Annotated in this window: 16 protein-coding genes; 7 read left to right on the top strand and 9 right to left on the bottom strand. The window is 61.1% G+C overall.

Annotation, left to right across the window (positions count from 1 at the left end; translation table 11 throughout):
• Positions 1-156 precede the first annotated feature (156 nt).
• Positions 157-654 (top strand): hypothetical protein, encoded by a 498-nt coding sequence (locus AAFP32_RS05575; RefSeq protein ID WP_350270966.1) that lies wholly within the window; start codon positions 157-159, stop codon positions 652-654.
• 42 nt (positions 655-696) lie between these two features.
• On the opposite strand, the gene AAFP32_RS05580 is transcribed toward AAFP32_RS05575, so the two are convergent.
• The 4 genes from AAFP32_RS05580 to AAFP32_RS05595 form a co-directional block, all read right to left on the bottom strand.
• A complete protein-coding gene (locus AAFP32_RS05580; RefSeq protein WP_350270967.1) occupies positions 697-954 on the bottom strand; it encodes a PH domain-containing protein in 258 nt (85 codons plus the stop codon).
• Between the two features lie 94 nt (positions 955-1,048).
• Complete coding sequence (locus tag AAFP32_RS05585) at positions 1,049-2,110, bottom strand: 2,3-butanediol dehydrogenase (protein ID WP_350270968.1); 1,062 nt, start codon at positions 2,108-2,110, stop codon at positions 1,049-1,051.
• Between the two features lie 182 nt (positions 2,111-2,292).
• Entirely contained in the window at positions 2,293-2,760 is a 468-nt protein-coding gene (rraA, locus tag AAFP32_RS05590) for a ribonuclease E activity regulator RraA (protein ID WP_350270969.1), read from the bottom strand.
• A 53-nt stretch (positions 2,761-2,813) separates the two neighbouring features.
• A complete protein-coding gene (locus AAFP32_RS05595; protein ID WP_350270970.1) occupies positions 2,814-3,839 on the bottom strand; it encodes a D-cysteine desulfhydrase in 1,026 nt (341 codons plus the stop codon).
• A 74-nt stretch (positions 3,840-3,913) separates the two neighbouring features.
• On the opposite strand from AAFP32_RS05595, the gene AAFP32_RS05600 reads away from it, so the two are divergent.
• Entirely contained in the window at positions 3,914-4,168 is a 255-nt protein-coding gene (locus tag AAFP32_RS05600) for a hypothetical protein (protein ID WP_350270971.1), read from the top strand.
• A 160-nt stretch (positions 4,169-4,328) separates the two neighbouring features.
• On the opposite strand, the gene AAFP32_RS05605 is transcribed toward AAFP32_RS05600, so the two are convergent.
• Positions 4,329-5,657 carry a dicarboxylate/amino acid:cation symporter gene (locus tag AAFP32_RS05605; RefSeq protein WP_350270972.1) on the bottom strand — a complete coding sequence of 443 codons (1,329 nt, stop codon included), beginning with the start codon at positions 5,655-5,657 and terminating at the stop codon, positions 4,329-4,331.
• Between the two features lie 175 nt (positions 5,658-5,832).
• On the opposite strand from AAFP32_RS05605, the gene AAFP32_RS05610 reads away from it, so the two are divergent.
• On the top strand, positions 5,833-7,689 hold the full coding sequence (locus AAFP32_RS05610; protein WP_350270973.1) for an acyl-CoA dehydrogenase: 1,857 nt from the start codon (positions 5,833-5,835) through the stop codon (positions 7,687-7,689).
• A 157-nt stretch (positions 7,690-7,846) separates the two neighbouring features.
• Complete coding sequence (locus tag AAFP32_RS05615) at positions 7,847-8,029, top strand: hypothetical protein (RefSeq protein ID WP_350270974.1); 183 nt, start codon at positions 7,847-7,849, stop codon at positions 8,027-8,029.
• A gap of 864 nt (positions 8,030-8,893) precedes the next feature.
• On the opposite strand, the gene AAFP32_RS05620 is transcribed toward AAFP32_RS05615, so the two are convergent.
• The gene (locus tag AAFP32_RS05620) at positions 8,894-9,526 is read right to left on the bottom strand and encodes a phosphatase PAP2 family protein (RefSeq protein ID WP_350270975.1); all 633 of its coding nucleotides are present in this window, start codon (positions 9,524-9,526) and stop codon (positions 8,894-8,896) included.
• A 256-nt stretch (positions 9,527-9,782) separates the two neighbouring features.
• On the opposite strand from AAFP32_RS05620, the gene AAFP32_RS05625 reads away from it, so the two are divergent.
• Entirely contained in the window at positions 9,783-10,784 is a 1,002-nt protein-coding gene (locus AAFP32_RS05625) for an acetamidase/formamidase family protein (protein ID WP_350270976.1), read from the top strand.
• Between the two features lie 32 nt (positions 10,785-10,816).
• The gene (locus AAFP32_RS05630) at positions 10,817-11,575 is read left to right on the top strand and encodes an SDR family oxidoreductase (RefSeq protein ID WP_350270977.1); all 759 of its coding nucleotides are present in this window, start codon (positions 10,817-10,819) and stop codon (positions 11,573-11,575) included.
• 15 nt (positions 11,576-11,590) lie between these two features.
• Here AAFP32_RS05630 and AAFP32_RS05635 read toward each other — a convergent pair whose 3' ends face one another.
• From AAFP32_RS05635 to AAFP32_RS05645, 3 genes are all read right to left on the bottom strand, one after another.
• Positions 11,591-11,776, bottom strand: coding sequence for a hypothetical protein (locus AAFP32_RS05635; RefSeq protein WP_350270978.1), 186 nt, complete (start codon positions 11,774-11,776; stop codon positions 11,591-11,593).
• A 63-nt stretch (positions 11,777-11,839) separates the two neighbouring features.
• A complete protein-coding gene (locus AAFP32_RS05640) occupies positions 11,840-12,727 on the bottom strand; it encodes a PfkB family carbohydrate kinase (protein WP_350270979.1) in 888 nt (295 codons plus the stop codon).
• A gap of 37 nt (positions 12,728-12,764) precedes the next feature.
• Positions 12,765-13,550 carry a GntR family transcriptional regulator gene (locus AAFP32_RS05645; protein WP_350270980.1) on the bottom strand — a complete coding sequence of 262 codons (786 nt, stop codon included), beginning with the start codon at positions 13,548-13,550 and terminating at the stop codon, positions 12,765-12,767.
• Positions 13,551-13,826: 276 nt separating this feature from the next.
• Here AAFP32_RS05645 and AAFP32_RS05650 point away from each other — a divergent pair, with 276 nt between their 5' ends.
• Positions 13,827-14,804: a nucleoside hydrolase gene (locus AAFP32_RS05650; RefSeq protein WP_350270981.1), complete on the top strand. Its 978-nt coding sequence runs from the start codon at positions 13,827-13,829 to the stop codon at positions 14,802-14,804.
• Positions 14,805-14,851 lie beyond the last annotated feature (47 nt).

A 14,851-nucleotide genomic window follows, 5' to 3' on the forward strand; every position in this document is an offset into this window, starting at 1 on the left:
ATTCGCCCCGCTTCATCGCAGATCTCTTGGACTTATTATAGCTCTGGCCGCTGTGAAAGCCCCGAGGATTCTGCTCAGTGCGAGCTGATCGGCAACGCGGACTGTGAGGGGCACCTGGGGTGCAGTGTGCTGGCCCGAGGTAGATAGGGTGGAACTATGAAGTGTGTTCCTCAGCTCGGCTCGGCGTTGACCGTGGCACTGGCCCTTTCGCTCGGCGGCTGCAGCACCGGCGAGCCTGATGCTGGTGACATCGAACCGGGGCAGAGTGCCGAGGTGCCCAGCAGTGACTTCGACAGCACCGACGCGCTCGGTGACTACCTTCGCGAGAGCATCGACGAGGTTCATGTCCACCGTGAGTCCGAGAGCAACCCGGACTTCGACCACGAGGGAGATGCCGAGCGCCTGCACGTAGAGTTTCCGTCAGCCGGGCAGGCGAACACCGACAAGAAGGCCACCGCCGATGCCGTCCAAGCTGCAGGTAGCGCCCAATTCGACTATGACGTGCTCATGGTCACCGGCACCACCGACGCGGGCACCTGGTCGTATATGTTCAGCACCGACAGTGTGGATGAGCTGACAGGCGGAGGATCTGTCGTCGAAGCTGACACGGTGTGGGACGTCGCGGACCAGGATTTCGATTCGGTGCATCGCTGAGGCTGAGCGCACACATCTGATTCCACCTGGCTCCCGGCCGAATCAGCCGATGACGGCCTGGGCGATGAGGTAGTCGAGGCGTCGGACTTCGAAGCCCTTGCCGATCTTGATCTTCTTGCCCGTCATACCCTGAGAGTCACGAATGATGAGTCTCTTGTTCGTGAAGATCGCCGAGTCACGGATGGTTTTGAAAGCGGTGACCGGGGTTTCGCCCGGTACCAGGAGCGGCCCGAGGTCGTCGGGAATGGGGCGTTCGGACGTAAACGTCCATGCGGCAGATGTCTGAAGGTCTGTACTCATGAATGAAGCATACTACTAAAGTAGTAGATCGTTGAAACTGCTTGGGCTCCATTTCAGAAGGGGTGGAGCCCAAGCAGGGCAACTGTCGGGCAGATCAGGCTCGAGGATCGACGATGATCTTCACATGTTGTTCGTTATTGTTGATGAGCTCGTCGAATCCGCCCGAGATTAACTCATCGAGACCAATGCGCCCGGTGATGAAAGGGGAGAGGTCGATCTTCCCGCTGCGTACCAGTTCGATCGTGGACGGGTGGTCTCCCGAGTAACCGATAGTTCCTCGCAGATCGATCTCTTTGAGCACAAGCTTCGGCATATCGACTTCCGGCTTGTGGCCCCAGATGGAAACGTTGACGACCACTGATCCCGGGCGAACCGCGTCGAGCAGCATGTCGAGTACCACCGGGACTGATGAACATTCGAAGCCGACGTCTGCGCCTTGGCCGTTTGTGCGTTCACGGACCTTTTCCGCCACGTCGCCTTCGCGTGGATCCAGGACTTCGTCAGCAACTCCGGTCGAGAGTGCCATCTTCTTCCTCGCCTCAGAAAGCTCGGAAATGAAGACTGTGAGGCCTTCGGCCTTGAGTACGGCAGCGGTGAGCAGGCCGATTGGGCCGGCTCCGCCGACGATGGCGACCTGACCAGATTTCGCGCCGGAGCGGACGACTGCGTGATGGGCCACGGAGAGCGGTTCGATGAGAGCCGCTTGATCAAGCGGGATGTCACCGACTGGATGAACCCAACGACGTTCGACGACGATCTTCTCGGCAAGTCCGCCGCCACGACCGCCGAGCCCGATGAAGTTCATGTCCTTCGATAGCTGATAGCTCTGCCCGATGCTGGTATCGACGTCGTCGGCGATAATGTACGGTTCGACGACGGCTTTCTGTCCCACCTCAAGATCAGTCACGCCGTCGCCGAGGTCGGTGATCGTTCCCGAGAATTCGTGTCCCATGGTCACCGGGGCGGACTCGCCCGAAATTGGATGCGGGTGTCCCTCAGGTGGAACGAAGATCGGTCCTTCGAGGTACTCGTGCAGGTCGGTGCCGCAGATTCCGCACCAGGCGACGTCGATTGCGACGGTCCCGGATTGCAACTCTGGTTCGGGAATGTCTTCGATGCGGATGTCATTGCGGTCGTAGAAACGTGCTGCCTTCATGTGAGACTGACCTTTCATCGTTGAAACGAAGCCGATCTGACCATCTTCGGAGTTCATCGGTGACTCGCGACGGCCATAGCTCCTAGTTGAAATTCTACTTTGCGAGGCACCAGCCTTATCCGCACTTTTTCGTCAGGTGAGAATCTGTCCGCTAAACCGGTTGGATGTGGCGCAGCGTGCGGCTACTGCTCCACCACAACACCATCAGGATCTGCGAACACCATTGCACCGGGGCGGATCGTGGCTCCACCCACCTCAACCGTGACATCGAGGTCGCCCTGGCCTGTCTTTGCGCTCTTGCGCGGGTTGCTGGCCAGGGCCTTGATGCCCAGTCCCATCGACGACAGTGCCACTCGGTCGCGGACGGCTCCGTTGATGATCACACCTGCCCAGCCGTTGCTCACGGCGAGTTCGGCGATCATGTCACCCATGAGTGCAGTCGCGATCGAACCGCCACCATCGATGATGAGCACGGCTCCGTCGCCGGGCTGGGACAGTGTCGACTTCGCCAGTGCATTGTCTTCGAAGCAGCGCACGGTCCGGGCAGGGCCGGAGAACGAGTCCTTGGCGCCGAAGTCACCGAAGTTCAGAGCAATCGAATTCAGTTCTGGTCCGCGTTCGTCCCAGAGATCAGCTGTGGAGACAGTCATGGTGTTTTCCTCCAGATAGGTCAGTTGAGATGACATTCGTCGTTGGTTCCAGACTATGCGAATGCTCCGGCCCGAGCATAGAGTCCGGGCACTCCACCTGAGTGGATGAAGACCACATTATCGTCGTCCCCGAAGCGATCTTGTCGGATCAGATCGATGAGGCCGGCCGCGGCCTTCCCGGTGTAGACGGGGTCGAGGAGGATTCCTTCGGTGCTGGCAAAGAGTCGTACGGCTTCGACCATCTCAGGCGTGGGCAGTGCGTACCCGGTGCCGAAGTAGTCGCCCAGGCCGAGGCTGCGTTCGCGCGGGACTGGTGGAAGTTCGAGGAACGAGGCCACCTCATCGACGAGGTTGACGATCTTCGGTTCTTGGTCCTCCTGCGTGCGGCTGACGTTGATTCCGACCACGGGGATCTGACTGTCAGCGCGGTGGAGGCCGGCGATGAGTCCTGCCTGCATCCCAGCAGACCCACTCGGGGCCAGGATCGACGATACATCCAGGCCCACCTCGGCGAATTGGGTGAGCAGCTCCTGAGCGCAGTCGACATAGCCCAGGGCGCCGGTGACGTTGGAGCCACCGACCGGGATGACATAGGGCTTCTTTCCCTGAGTCTTGAGCTCGGCGGCCAACTCATTGGCGCGAGCAACCAGGTCACTGCCATTGGTATGAACCTCAGTCGAGTCCGCGCCGAGGAGGTCGAAGAGCAGGAAGTTGCCCGTGAGCTTCGGCGGATTTCCACCGGCGTCCGCAGGTACCGGCGCGCCATCGGAACCGAGATCCTCTTCGAGCACGAGGTGGCAGTCGAGCCCCTCGCGCCGGGCTGCCGAGAGCGCGAGCCTGCAGTGATTGGACTGCACCCCACCCGCGGTGACGAGGGTGTCAGCCCCGTGTGCCAGCGCATCGGCGATGAGGAATTCGAGCTTGCGAGTTTTGTTCCCACCCTGAGTCAGACCCAACAGGTCATCACGTTTGATCCAGATCTGCGGTCCACCCAGCTGTGTACTCAGATGTTCGAGGTGCTCGAGCGGGGTGGGTCCATTGGTGTAGCGGCGTCGTGGCAGCTCGTTCAGGTTGACCATGGTTCCCGAGTCTACTGCGAGCCGCAACGCGATCGGGTGCAAGGCGATCGCGAGACGCCGGCTCGCCTTCAGCCGTGAAATCTGACCTGGCGAACAGCCTCGGCGTCGCCGTTGTCGGATCGCGCATTGTCGACGCGAAGGGTTATCACTTCGTCGGTATCCAAGTTCACATAGGCCACGTGAGTCGTGCCCACCTTCGGGTCCGCGCCCGTATCTGCGGCGACCCTATGCCAGCGAGTCACGTGCGCATCTCCGTGGGCGGCAAGGTCATCGATGACCGTCTGCACGGCCCGGTCTCTGACCTTGGAATCGGCGCCGACGCCCGATGACCGCACAGACTGAGAAAATCCTCAGAGACTGTTACAGTTCTGCGGATCTGCTATTTCAGTGCCATCGCAGAATTGACATAGTCACATGAATCCTTGTGAAAAGCCGACTCGGGCACCCGCCAGGGGCACCTCCGACTCAGCTGCTGAAATACGATCGTGATCAAGAATTTTCAGTGGAAGACACCTCGGCGAGGGTGTTCTCCGATTCATTGTCCCTGTCCATCCAGCCCTTGCCGTCGAGGATTCGGGCCACCATCATGGAACTCGTCTGGTCGCCGACCGCGTTGACGGTGGTCGCGGGAGGGTCGATGACGGTGCCGATGATCTGGATGATCGGCAGGGCCGCGGCCGGGAACCCGTAGAGGGTGATGATCATCAGCTCGCCGATGAACCCGCCGGAGGGGATGCCCGCCATGACCATGCCGGCCAACAAGGCCACGGCGATGCCGATGAGGATGTTGCCAGGAGTGAAGAAATCGCGCTGGAAAACTGCAAAGAGGAAGGCGATTTTGAGGATCGCGGACAGGCTCGAGCCCTCCATGTGGATCGTCGCCCCGATCGGGACGATCGTCTCCCGGATGTCGCGAGGCACGCCGATGCGTTTGCCCGCGCGAAGGTTGGCCGGGATCGACGCCACCGAGGAGGACGTACCCAAGGAGATCGCCGTCGGTTCGATGATGTTCGACCAGAACGCGGTGATCCCACGTCGGCCGCCGGCGAGGAATGAGTAGAGAGTGAACGCGATGAAGAAGTAACCGATCGCCACTGGGTAGTAGACGAGGAAGACGCGGACGTAGTCGCCGACGAGCTGGGCCCCGAGTTCACCGATGAGGGCCGCGAAGTAGGCTCCCAGGCCGATCGGGGCGTAGTACATGATGATCGACGTGAACTTGAGGAATACCTCGGAGCCCGAATGGAGGAACTGGGCGAACGGTTTGCCCATGTCGCCGATCTTGGACGTGGCGATGCCGACGATGACGGCGAAGACGATGAGGGCGAGCATGTGCTCGGCAGAGAGAATCTTCGAGAAGTCATCGACGACGAAGGTCTGTACGAGCTGATCGCCGATGGATCCGACCTCTTCGAGGTTCTCGGGGTCGCTCATCTCAACTTGGACACCCTCGGTGGCCTGGGAGATCCAGAGGGCGGCGATCATGACGATCGAGGCGATGACGCCGGTGACCGCGAAGATGCCGAGCATGCTGCTCAGGATCGTGCCCAGCCTCTTGGCCGAGGACATGCCCGCCACCGCCGAGGAGATCGAGAAGAAGACGAGGGGCACGACGAGGGTGAACATCATGTTGATGAACAGCGTGCCGAAGGGTTTGATGACCGTGGCCTTCTCCCCGAAGATCAACCCGATGATCGCTCCGATGACTACGCCGGCGAGGATGAACAGCGGGAACCGATAGTTGCGCAGGACACGGCCGAGCTTCGACGGGGACCTGGGTGGGATGCTGGCAGCTGAGCGGCCTGCAGGGGATGGCATAGAGCGAGAACCTTCCGGGAGTATCGGGGTGCGATGAGAGCAGGGAGAACTGCCCAGGAAATCCTAAAGGATTGAGCGAATGCCGGCTGCGCCGTCCCCTTCTGCGAGAGATGTCTGTGAGAGCGGCGACCGAAACACTCTATACTTAACGATCAATTAGTTTAGACTGGGTTTCGTGAATGATCAGAACCTGGACAATGCTGTCCCCCCGGCCTCCACCGACTCCCTGCTCTCGCCAGCAGACATTGAGTTCCTCCTCTACGATTGGCTGCGAGTCGATAAGCTCTGTGAGCGCGAACGATTCGCCGGGCACTCCCGCGAGACCTTCGACTCGGTGCTGGCCGCCAGTGAAGAGCTGGCCAAGGAGCACTTCGCCCCGCACGCCAGAAAGTCAGACCTCAACGAACCGACCTTCGACGGTGAGAGCGTCACCCTCATCCCCGAGATCAAGACCGCACTCGAACGATTCGCTGACGTCGGGCTGCTGTCGGCGACCATGGACGAAGAGGTCGGAGGCATTCAGCTGCCCCAGACCGTGGCCACGGCCTGCTTCACCTGGTTCCAATCGGCAAACATCGCGACCTCGAGCTACCCGATGCTGACCATGGCCAACGCGAGCCTGCTGCTGGAATACGGGACAAGAGAGCAGATCGAGACCTTCGTCCGCCCTGAAATCGAGGGTCGATTCTTTGGCACCATGTGCCTGTCCGAACCAGAAATCGGCTCCTCACTCGGCGACGTCACCACTCGTGCCGTTCCCGATCCTGGCGGAGATGAAGGCACCTACCGGTTGCACGGAACGAAGATGTGGATCTCCGGCGGCGACCACGAACTGTCCGAGAATATCGTCCACCTCGTCCTCGCCCGTGCTGAAGGTGACGTGCCGGGAACCAAAGGGCTGAGCCTCTTCATCGTCCCCAAACACCTGGTCAGCAACGATGGCAGCCTCGGCGAGCGCAATGATGTCGTGCTCTCGGGACTCAACCACAAAATGGGCTGGCGTGGGACCACGAACACGCTGCTCAACTTCGGCGAGGGCACGCACACACCCCACGGATCAGGCGGAGCCATCGGTTACCTCGTGGGGGAGTGCGGCAAGGGCTTGTCCTACATGTTCCACATGATGAACTCGGCGCGCATCGGGGTCGGCGCCGGAGCCGTGGCGCTCGGCTACCACGGTTACCTCGACGCCCTGCGCTATGCCCGTGAACGCCGCCAGGGCCGCTCCGATGACGGCCGCGGCAAGGATTCCCCGCAGGTGCCGATCATCGAACACGCCGATGTCCGCCGCATGCTTCTGTCTTCGAAGAGCTACGTCGAGGGAGGGCTCGGTCTCATCCTCTACGCGGCCACGCTCCTCGACGAATCCGAAACCGCAGACACCGAGGCCGACCGTGCACGCGCGGCGCTCCTCCTCGACGTGCTGACCCCGATTGTGAAGACCTGGCCAAGCGTGTGGGGTCTCAAGGCCAATGACCACGCGATTCAGGTCCTCGGCGGGGCTGGCTACACCCGCGACCACGCCGTCGAGCAGCTCTACCGTGACAACCGACTCAACCCGATCCACGAAGGCACACACGGCATCCAGGCCAAGGATCTTCTGGGCCGCAAGGTCATCATGGCCGGGGGAGAGGGGCTGAAGATCCTCGTGGAGGAGATGCGATCCACCCTCGCCGAGGCGGCCGGTGGGACCTCGTGGAACGCCGAATCCGGTGCCCTGTCAGAGGCCATCGACCGTGTCGAGACCGTGACTGCTGCCGTGTGGAAGTCGGCTGAGCCGGTTCATGCGCTGGAGAATGCGTGGACCTACCTCGAAGCGGTGGGACATACGGTCATCGCCTGGCTGTGGCTGCAGCAGGGCATGGCTGCCGAGGCCGCCGTGCGCTCGCGTGGTGACTCGGCGCTGCGGCGCGGGAAGATCGCTGCAGCCCGCTACTTCTTCGTTCACGAGCTGCCGCAGACCGGGCCTTGGTTCGACCTTGTGGAGAGTGGCCCGTCAACCTTCACCGACCTGGATGACACGTGCCTGTGAGGATGTGAAGCCCTGGTGCAGGCTGCTCACCGCTGGTGGGGCGATTGTGTCCGAAATGGTCCTCGAAAATCATGGGCTTGCCGTATCGCAAAGGTGATTGAGCGCGCATGATGGTGATAACAGGTTCGAGCACTGATATCCGAGAGGAGGTGCAGCCATGTCTGAGAATCATCAGCCAGAGAACGGGCAGGACGAGTCCTCAACCTCCCCCGCCGAGGCAACCGGCAGTTCCGCTCAACGGTCAGAGGCGGAACAGATCCGTTATGACCACGACGACAAGATGGTCGACGAATGGGAAGACGAATCATTCCCCGCCAGCGACCCGCCGGGACGCTGCTGATCAGTTCACAGTTGAGCTGACGAGCGCGTCGCCAGAAAGGGCCGGGACATCGGCTTGCTGTGGTGGCGCGCTTTGTTGACGTTGGCCAAGGTCTACGGGGTTGTCATCCGGCCTGTCGTGCACTCCGCGACACGGTCGTCGTCGAATCGCTGGATTCTCAGCGGTGATCCGACCCGGATTCCGTTCATCCCGGAGACGAGCATTGTTCCGGGGGCGATTGACTCTGTCAGCGAGTGTCTGCACCGAGGTTCGAAGAGCCAGCCAAACATCGGAGAGGTCACAATGGGCGGCGATATCGAGGTCGCCTTTGCTGGGACAGTCATCACGGGCTCCAGCTGCATAGGTTCACCGACGGAGAGCACACAGGAGAAACGTCAGATCAGCGAGTTGGGGCGTTGCTTGTCCTGCCTCATCGATGAAGCGCCACGCCAAAGATTCTTGTCCCAAGGGCCCCGAACATCCGTGGAACTGACGCAAAGGCTGTTCATTCCAAAGGAATCAGCAGCAACAGCGCCTGCCAAGCTGTTCGCTTCCTATTCGGTTCCAGCTGGTGCGGAGCATCACCCTGTATGACATCCATGGCACATTCCTTCTCAAGCCAGGCAATCCGACGTCGAGTTGCACTGCCCAGCGGGATTGGCTGAACTCGTGTCACGACACGATCCGAATTGATGCGATGAAGAAGGTCTGGCTGGCACAGTGAAATCGGACTTCTCAGATAGAAAGAGCTGGACGGATTCTCCCCCGAGCTCAGGAATGATCGGCTACTTTCTGAGCTGATGTCCATCGGCGGTCTGTTCGGTGAGTCTGCACCGAGGGGTGGTTCCCTGGGTTAGTAGGGGAATCTAGCCGAATCACGAAGACTCACAGTGCTGGTGCTGCGACGCTCCCCATACGATTCAACCGGTAGCGCGTACGAGTGTCGTACTGGGTCAGGATGCGCAGGAACAGGCCGCCCGCGATGAGGCCGCCGATGAGATCGGTGGCCCAGTGCCACCCGAGGAGGAATGAGACGACCACGGAATTCACGCTGATGGCGATGACGACCCAGCACAGAACTCGTACGAGCCGCCGGGATGCGCCACTGTAGTTGGCGATGAGATAGACGGCCGCGCCGTAGATGAGGACCGCCTCGGCAGAGTGTCCGGAGGGAAAACTGATCCCACGGTCGCCGAGCTCGAGCAGACCCCCTTGGAAGAATCTCGGATCGTGCAGAGTCGTCGCTGGCCGGGCGAGCAGAACCTTCAGTCCTCCGATGCCGATGAAGAAGGCCGCCTCGGTTGCCAGCGCAAATCCGATCGGGCGCCAGGACTGCCTCCTGTGCGCGAGCACAATAGCGACAACCGCCAACACCGGCGTACAGACCGCCTGCGCGGCAATGCGATCCAGAACATTCTGTGCGAACCACACCAGATCAGGGTCGAAGAGGTAGAGCCAACGTCGATTGAGTTGGTAGTCCCAGACCCGCAAGGGTCCCGCGGCGATGATTGCCAACACGACGAATCCGAGTGCCAGTGCCCAAATTGAGGTTGCCCGATTAAGCCATCCCTGACTCTGAGCCTGTATTCGGCCACGAGCGGAGGGAAGGCCGGTCGGACCATCAGGCGCCATACGCGAATCGACAACCATCAAGGGTGAGTTTAGTCGCTTCGAGGTGTCGACGTGGAAACGGCTGAATCATGGGGGTTGAATATCGACACAGCGTGCCGATCGGCACTATTGGCGTTATGACGTGTATCACGTAGCATCGAGTATGGCTGGCCTCGATTTTGTTCCCAAGCGAGACCAGTTCGTCTACACCTTTGGCGGTTCTCAACCTGTCGCCACGATCAAGCCTGGCACTGCCCTGCGATTGTGGTCCGAGGATGCGTTCAACAATGCGATCACCTCTGTCGCTGATATCCCAAGCGAGAAGTTGGATCCACGGTTCCTGAACCCGCAGACAGGACCGTTCTGCGTCGAAGGAGCTGAACCAGGGGACACCCTGGCCATCCATATCGCCGATCTCACACCCGCCCGCGGGTGGGGAGCCTCTGCGATGATCCCGTTCTTCGGCGGGCTGACGGCCACGGACAGAACCAGCCTTCTGCATGAGCCTCTGCCGGAAGGAGTCTGGATCTACGAAATTGATGCCGCCGCGCAGACAGTGGGATTCCAGACGCGCAGGGGCGATTTCGAACTGGCGCTGCCTCTCGAGCCGATGCTGGGCACCGTCGGCGTAGCGCCAGCCGGCGGAGAGGTGCATTCGTCGTTGACTCCCGAACGCTACGGCGGAAACATGGATACACCGGAGATGAAGGTCGGCACGACTGCCTATTTCGGAGTCAACGTCGACGGCGCCATGTTCTCCATCGGCGACGGCCACTACCGCCAGGGCGAGGGTGAAGCGTGCGGCACGGCGGTCGAGGGAGCGATGAACTCGACGATCATCGTCGATCTCATCAAGGGAGGCGGTCCGGCTTGGCCGCGGCTGGAGGATGACGGTCATTGGATGGTCGTCGGGTCTTCACGGCCGATGGAGGACTCGTGGAGGATCTCCCAGGTCGAAATGATCCGCTGGCTCGGCGAACTCTACGGGTTGGAGACCATGGACGCCTATCAGCTGCTCACCCAGATCTCCCTCGTCCCGGTCGCCAATGTCGTGGACACCAACTACAGCGTCGTGACGAAGATCCCGAAGTCCCTGCTGCCTGAGCGCAGTGCGTTCGACGGGCTTCACGCGGACTTGCGAGAACGTGCACGTTCATTGGTTTAGCTCATGAGAGCAAAGAAGAAATAAGGCGAGTTGTGGACTTAGGAATACACGGAAAGACAGCGATGGTCACCGGTGGTACACGCGGTATCGGGCGTGCCATAGTGGAAAGGTTCCTCGCCGAGGGTGCGCACGTTGCGTTCTGCGCCAGAAATGGCACGGAAGTCGCCGAGGCAGAAGAGGTTCTGGCCCGAGACGGAAAAGCTGTGGGCACGGTCTTGGACGTCAGCGATTCCACGTCTCTGTCCGCTTGGGTTGAGGCTACAGCCGCTGAGTTCGGCCGAATCGACATGGTCGTCAACAGTGTTAGTGCCTTGGCGATTCCGGATACAGAAGAGAACTGGTACGAGTCGTTCAATGTCGACATGATGGGCACAGTGCATCTGTCCAAACTCACGATTCCGTATTTGGAGAAAAGCGAGGTCGCCTCGCTGGTCTCCATTTCGAGTGTCTCGGGTCGAGAAGCTGACTTCGCTTCCGGGCCCTATGGCACGATGAAGACCGCGATCATCGGCTACATGGCAGGGCTTGCGCTGAGCCTTGCGGGCAAAGGAATCAGGGTCAATACCGTGTCGCCAGGCAACACATATCACGAGGAAGGGGTCTGGCCCGGAATCGAATCGTCCAATCCTGAACTGTTCGCGCAAGCGCTGAGTTTGAATCCCACTGGGCGTATGGGCACTCCCGAAGAGACAGCTGCGAGCGTCGTCTTCCTATCCAGCCCGTTGTCGAGTCGAACCACTGGTGCGAACCTCTTGATCGATGGCGCATTGACCCGAGGAATTCAGTTCTGAATCTATGCGGAACGCTTAGTCGTTTTCGGGCTCGTCGTCTGGGACTTCGGCGTCGTTCTGCTCGACTTCTTCTTCCTTGTCGCGATCGTCGCCGTGCTGCTGGCCCGGGTCATTGGCATGTACGACATCCGAAGTGGGAGCCGCTCCCGCCGCTTTGTCGAGGTTCTTGGTGGCCTTGCGCATCCCGTCTTCAATCGGCATGATGTTCACCTTTCGCAATCACCTGTGAAGTGGCTCTCAGTCTACGCCTCGGCTATGGCCACATCACTGGGGGCAGGCAGGTTGTGAATATGCAGTGATCGATTTCAACTGCGGCTGGGCCTGTGCATCGGCGACGACCGCAGCGCCGACGGCATTCGCGGTGTGCAGGGCCTCTGTGTGGGAGGTACCAGAGCACAGTGCTATGGTCAGCGCGGCACAGAAGGCGTCACCGGCTCCCACTGTGCTCACAACCTCGGCGCTGCGCCCGGGGACGAAGGCGCTCTGCTCACCGTGGTGGAGAATCTCTGCTCCCTTCGCACCGTAGGTCACTGCTACCAAGGGTGCTTCACGCAGGTCCGGGTTGAGTGCGAACTCGGACTCATTGACGATGATGAGGTCCGCACGCTCGATGAGTTCCTGGGGCAGTCGAGCGGCCGGAGCGGCATTGAGGGCGAAGAACCCGCGGCAGCGTCGTGCAGCTGCGACGACGGTGGCCAGCGGAATCTCCAGCTGAGCGAGCACAGTCTCGTCCGCTCCGAAGTCCACACCATCGACGGTGACTGTGGCATTGGCTCCGTCGCAGACAGAGATCTGGTTCTCCCCAGCGGCGTCGACCATGATCACAGCCGTGCCGGTGGCCTCCGTCGAGGTTCCCACACCGCTGACGTCGACGCCTGCCCGCTGCAGGGAGGTAAGCATCGCCGTGCCGTCGGAGTCGTCGCCGACCGCTCCGATCATTCGTGTTCGTGCTCCCAAGCGGGCGGCGGCAGCTGCCTGATTGGCGCCCTTTCCGCCGGCACTTCGGGTGAGGGCGCCGCCGCTGACGGTCTCTCCGGCCTGCGGCAGCCGCTGAGAGGTTGCGGTGATGTCGATGTTGATGCTGCCGACGACGGCGAGGCTGACGGAGGAGGTCGGAGCCGGTTCTGGGCGTGTATCGGGAGTGATGGTCACTAGGTGTCCTCTGTTTTCGGTCAGGATAGGGCAGATGTCATGTGGTGGGGCTCTGGATCACGGTGAGAGGCCCCACGATCGAGGAGATGATGCATTTTGCGAGGTAGATCGGGGCGGAATCGGCTTCGGCAACCTGGGTGAGGATGAGCACTGGATCGGTTTCGAGAAGGTTGAGCTGTTTGCCTCGAGACGCGCCGATGATGCTCGGTGTGATCTGGCAGCTGGCCATTGTGAGTACCGGGCCGCAGATTTCTTGGATTCCGGCGAGCAGGGTGGCCTGCGCCTCTGCGGCACGCGGCAGGGCCGCGGAGATGAGGGGGTGGGAATCGCCGAGATACCTCCCCGCCGGCAGGTGCTCCTGGACGATGGCCACCGGTTCGCCGGCACGGTGCAGCACGCTCTCGCGGAACCAAGCATTGGCCTCTGCTTCGAGGTTGAGGTGGTCGGAGACGAACTCTGTGTTCGGCTGGAGCAGCATCGGCGAGGCATCCACCGTGAGCGGTGACTGCTCACCGGCCAGTACGACTTCGAAGGGGCGCAGACCCTCGAGGCCCAGTCTGGGCACCGAGGCGGTGACGAATCGCCCTACCCCTCGGCGAGTGCTGATGAGGCCGTCCTCCTCCAAGAGCATCAGTGCTTCGCGGATGACTGTGCGGCTGACTCTCAGCGCAGTCCCGATCTCCGTCTCGCGAGGCAGAGCGGAACCGACGGGGAAGGCTCCCGACCGGATACCCTGGGCGATGCGTGAGTAGACAGCGACTCGCATCGGCTGGCCTGCTGTTGTGCTCAGCGGTGTCGACAGCAGTGATTCGGCGTCGGTCATCGTCATTCCTTCGGTCGGGCGGGCTGCTGCGAGAGGTGAAGCGATCGGTCGGTTTCCGACCGATCGGAGCTGGTAGCCAGCATGTGCCTATTCAGACAAGAATGCTGCGAAATATACACATCATACTCAAGAGGTATAACATCATACTTGAAAGCGAGTGGCCGTGTCCCACCTCTTGTGCTCTCAGGTCTTCACTCCGAGCGCGGGCCGAATGACTGGGACCTGCAATCTGCGCCTCTCGATATTCGGTATTCGACGACACGCAAAGGACATCCTGTGACCACACCCATCTACTTAGACTGCGATACCGGGGTCGACGATGCCATTGCCCTCGGCCTCCTGCTTGCTTCTGCTGAGGTCGACCTCGTTGGCATCGGGGGCGTGCACGGCAACGTCAGCGCCGCTCAGGGAGTGGAGAACACACTGCGCCTGCTCTCTCTGGCAGGCCGTGATGATATCCCCGTGGCGGTTGGAGAGAATCAGCCTCTGTACGGTGATTTCGGCGGTGGAGTTCCCCATATCCACGGTTCCAACGGACTCGGCGGCATAGTTCTGCCGGCCACGGCGGCGACACCGGTGGAAGAAGATGCAGCCGACATGCTCCTTCGCCTCTCACACGAGTACGCGGGAGCTCTCGAAGTTATTGCGGTGGGGCCGTTGACCAACCTGGGCACTGCTCTGCAGCGAGATCCGTCGGTAGCCGGCCGGATCTCCTCGGTGACTCTCATGGGAGGAGCGGCGCTGGATCCGGGCAACATCACCGCGGTCGCCGAGGCGAATATCGCCAACGACGCTGAGGCCGCGTTGGCTGTGGTCTCAGCACCTTGGCCGGTGACGATCGTACCGCTGGATGCCACAATGACCAATGTCTTCGAAGACTCCGATCGGCAGAAGCTGCTTGCCGCGGAGGCGATGTTCGTCCGCAGCCTCGGGCAGATCCTCGACCCCTACTTCGACTACTACATGGGCGAGTTCGGCCGGCGATGCTCTGCACTGCACGATCCTCTGGCCGCAGCGATCGCCATCGGAGCCATCGCACCAGGGAATGCGCCGCGAGTCCCGGTCACCGTCGATACTTCTGACGGTCCCGGACGCGGACAGACGATCTGTGATCTGCGGGGCCAGAGAATGGGCCCGACGGACAAGGAAGAGGCAACTGTCCGCGTCGTCCTCGACGCACAGGACCAGCTCGGCCCCGTTCTCATCGACCACCTCCTGAGCTTCGGTCGCAAGCTCGTCGATGCCGGTTTCTGACTGCCCGAGCTGAGGTTCCCCTGGTTTCCCTCTCGACCGCCTTCACA

It is taken from the genome of Brevibacterium sp. CBA3109, from assembly GCF_040256645.1.
GTDB classification, from domain to species: Bacteria; Actinomycetota; Actinomycetes; order Actinomycetales; family Brevibacteriaceae; genus Brevibacterium; species Brevibacterium koreense.

Excerpts from the sequence above, each read along its gene's own strand:
- AAFP32_RS05575 (WP_350270966.1), top strand. The coding sequence starts at position 157 with ATGAAGTGTGTTCCTCAGCTCGGCTCGGCGTTGACCGTGGCACTGGCC.
- AAFP32_RS05580 (WP_350270967.1), bottom strand. The coding sequence starts at position 954 with ATGAGTACAGACCTTCAGACATCTGCCGCATGGACGTTTACGTCCGAA.
- AAFP32_RS05585 (WP_350270968.1), bottom strand. The coding sequence starts at position 2,110 with ATGAAGGCAGCACGTTTCTACGACCGCAATGACATCCGCATCGAAGAC.
- rraA (WP_350270969.1), bottom strand. The coding sequence starts at position 2,760 with ATGACTGTCTCCACAGCTGATCTCTGGGACGAACGCGGACCAGAACTG.
- AAFP32_RS05595 (WP_350270970.1), bottom strand. The coding sequence starts at position 3,839 with ATGGTCAACCTGAACGAGCTGCCACGACGCCGCTACACCAATGGACCC.
- AAFP32_RS05605 (WP_350270972.1), bottom strand. The coding sequence starts at position 5,657 with ATGCCATCCCCTGCAGGCCGCTCAGCTGCCAGCATCCCACCCAGGTCC.
- AAFP32_RS05615 (WP_350270974.1), top strand. The coding sequence starts at position 7,847 with ATGTCTGAGAATCATCAGCCAGAGAACGGGCAGGACGAGTCCTCAACC.
- AAFP32_RS05625 (WP_350270976.1), top strand. The coding sequence starts at position 9,783 with ATGGCTGGCCTCGATTTTGTTCCCAAGCGAGACCAGTTCGTCTACACC.
- AAFP32_RS05635 (WP_350270978.1), bottom strand. The coding sequence starts at position 11,776 with ATGCCGATTGAAGACGGGATGCGCAAGGCCACCAAGAACCTCGACAAA.
- AAFP32_RS05645 (WP_350270980.1), bottom strand. The coding sequence starts at position 13,550 with ATGACCGACGCCGAATCACTGCTGTCGACACCGCTGAGCACAACAGCA.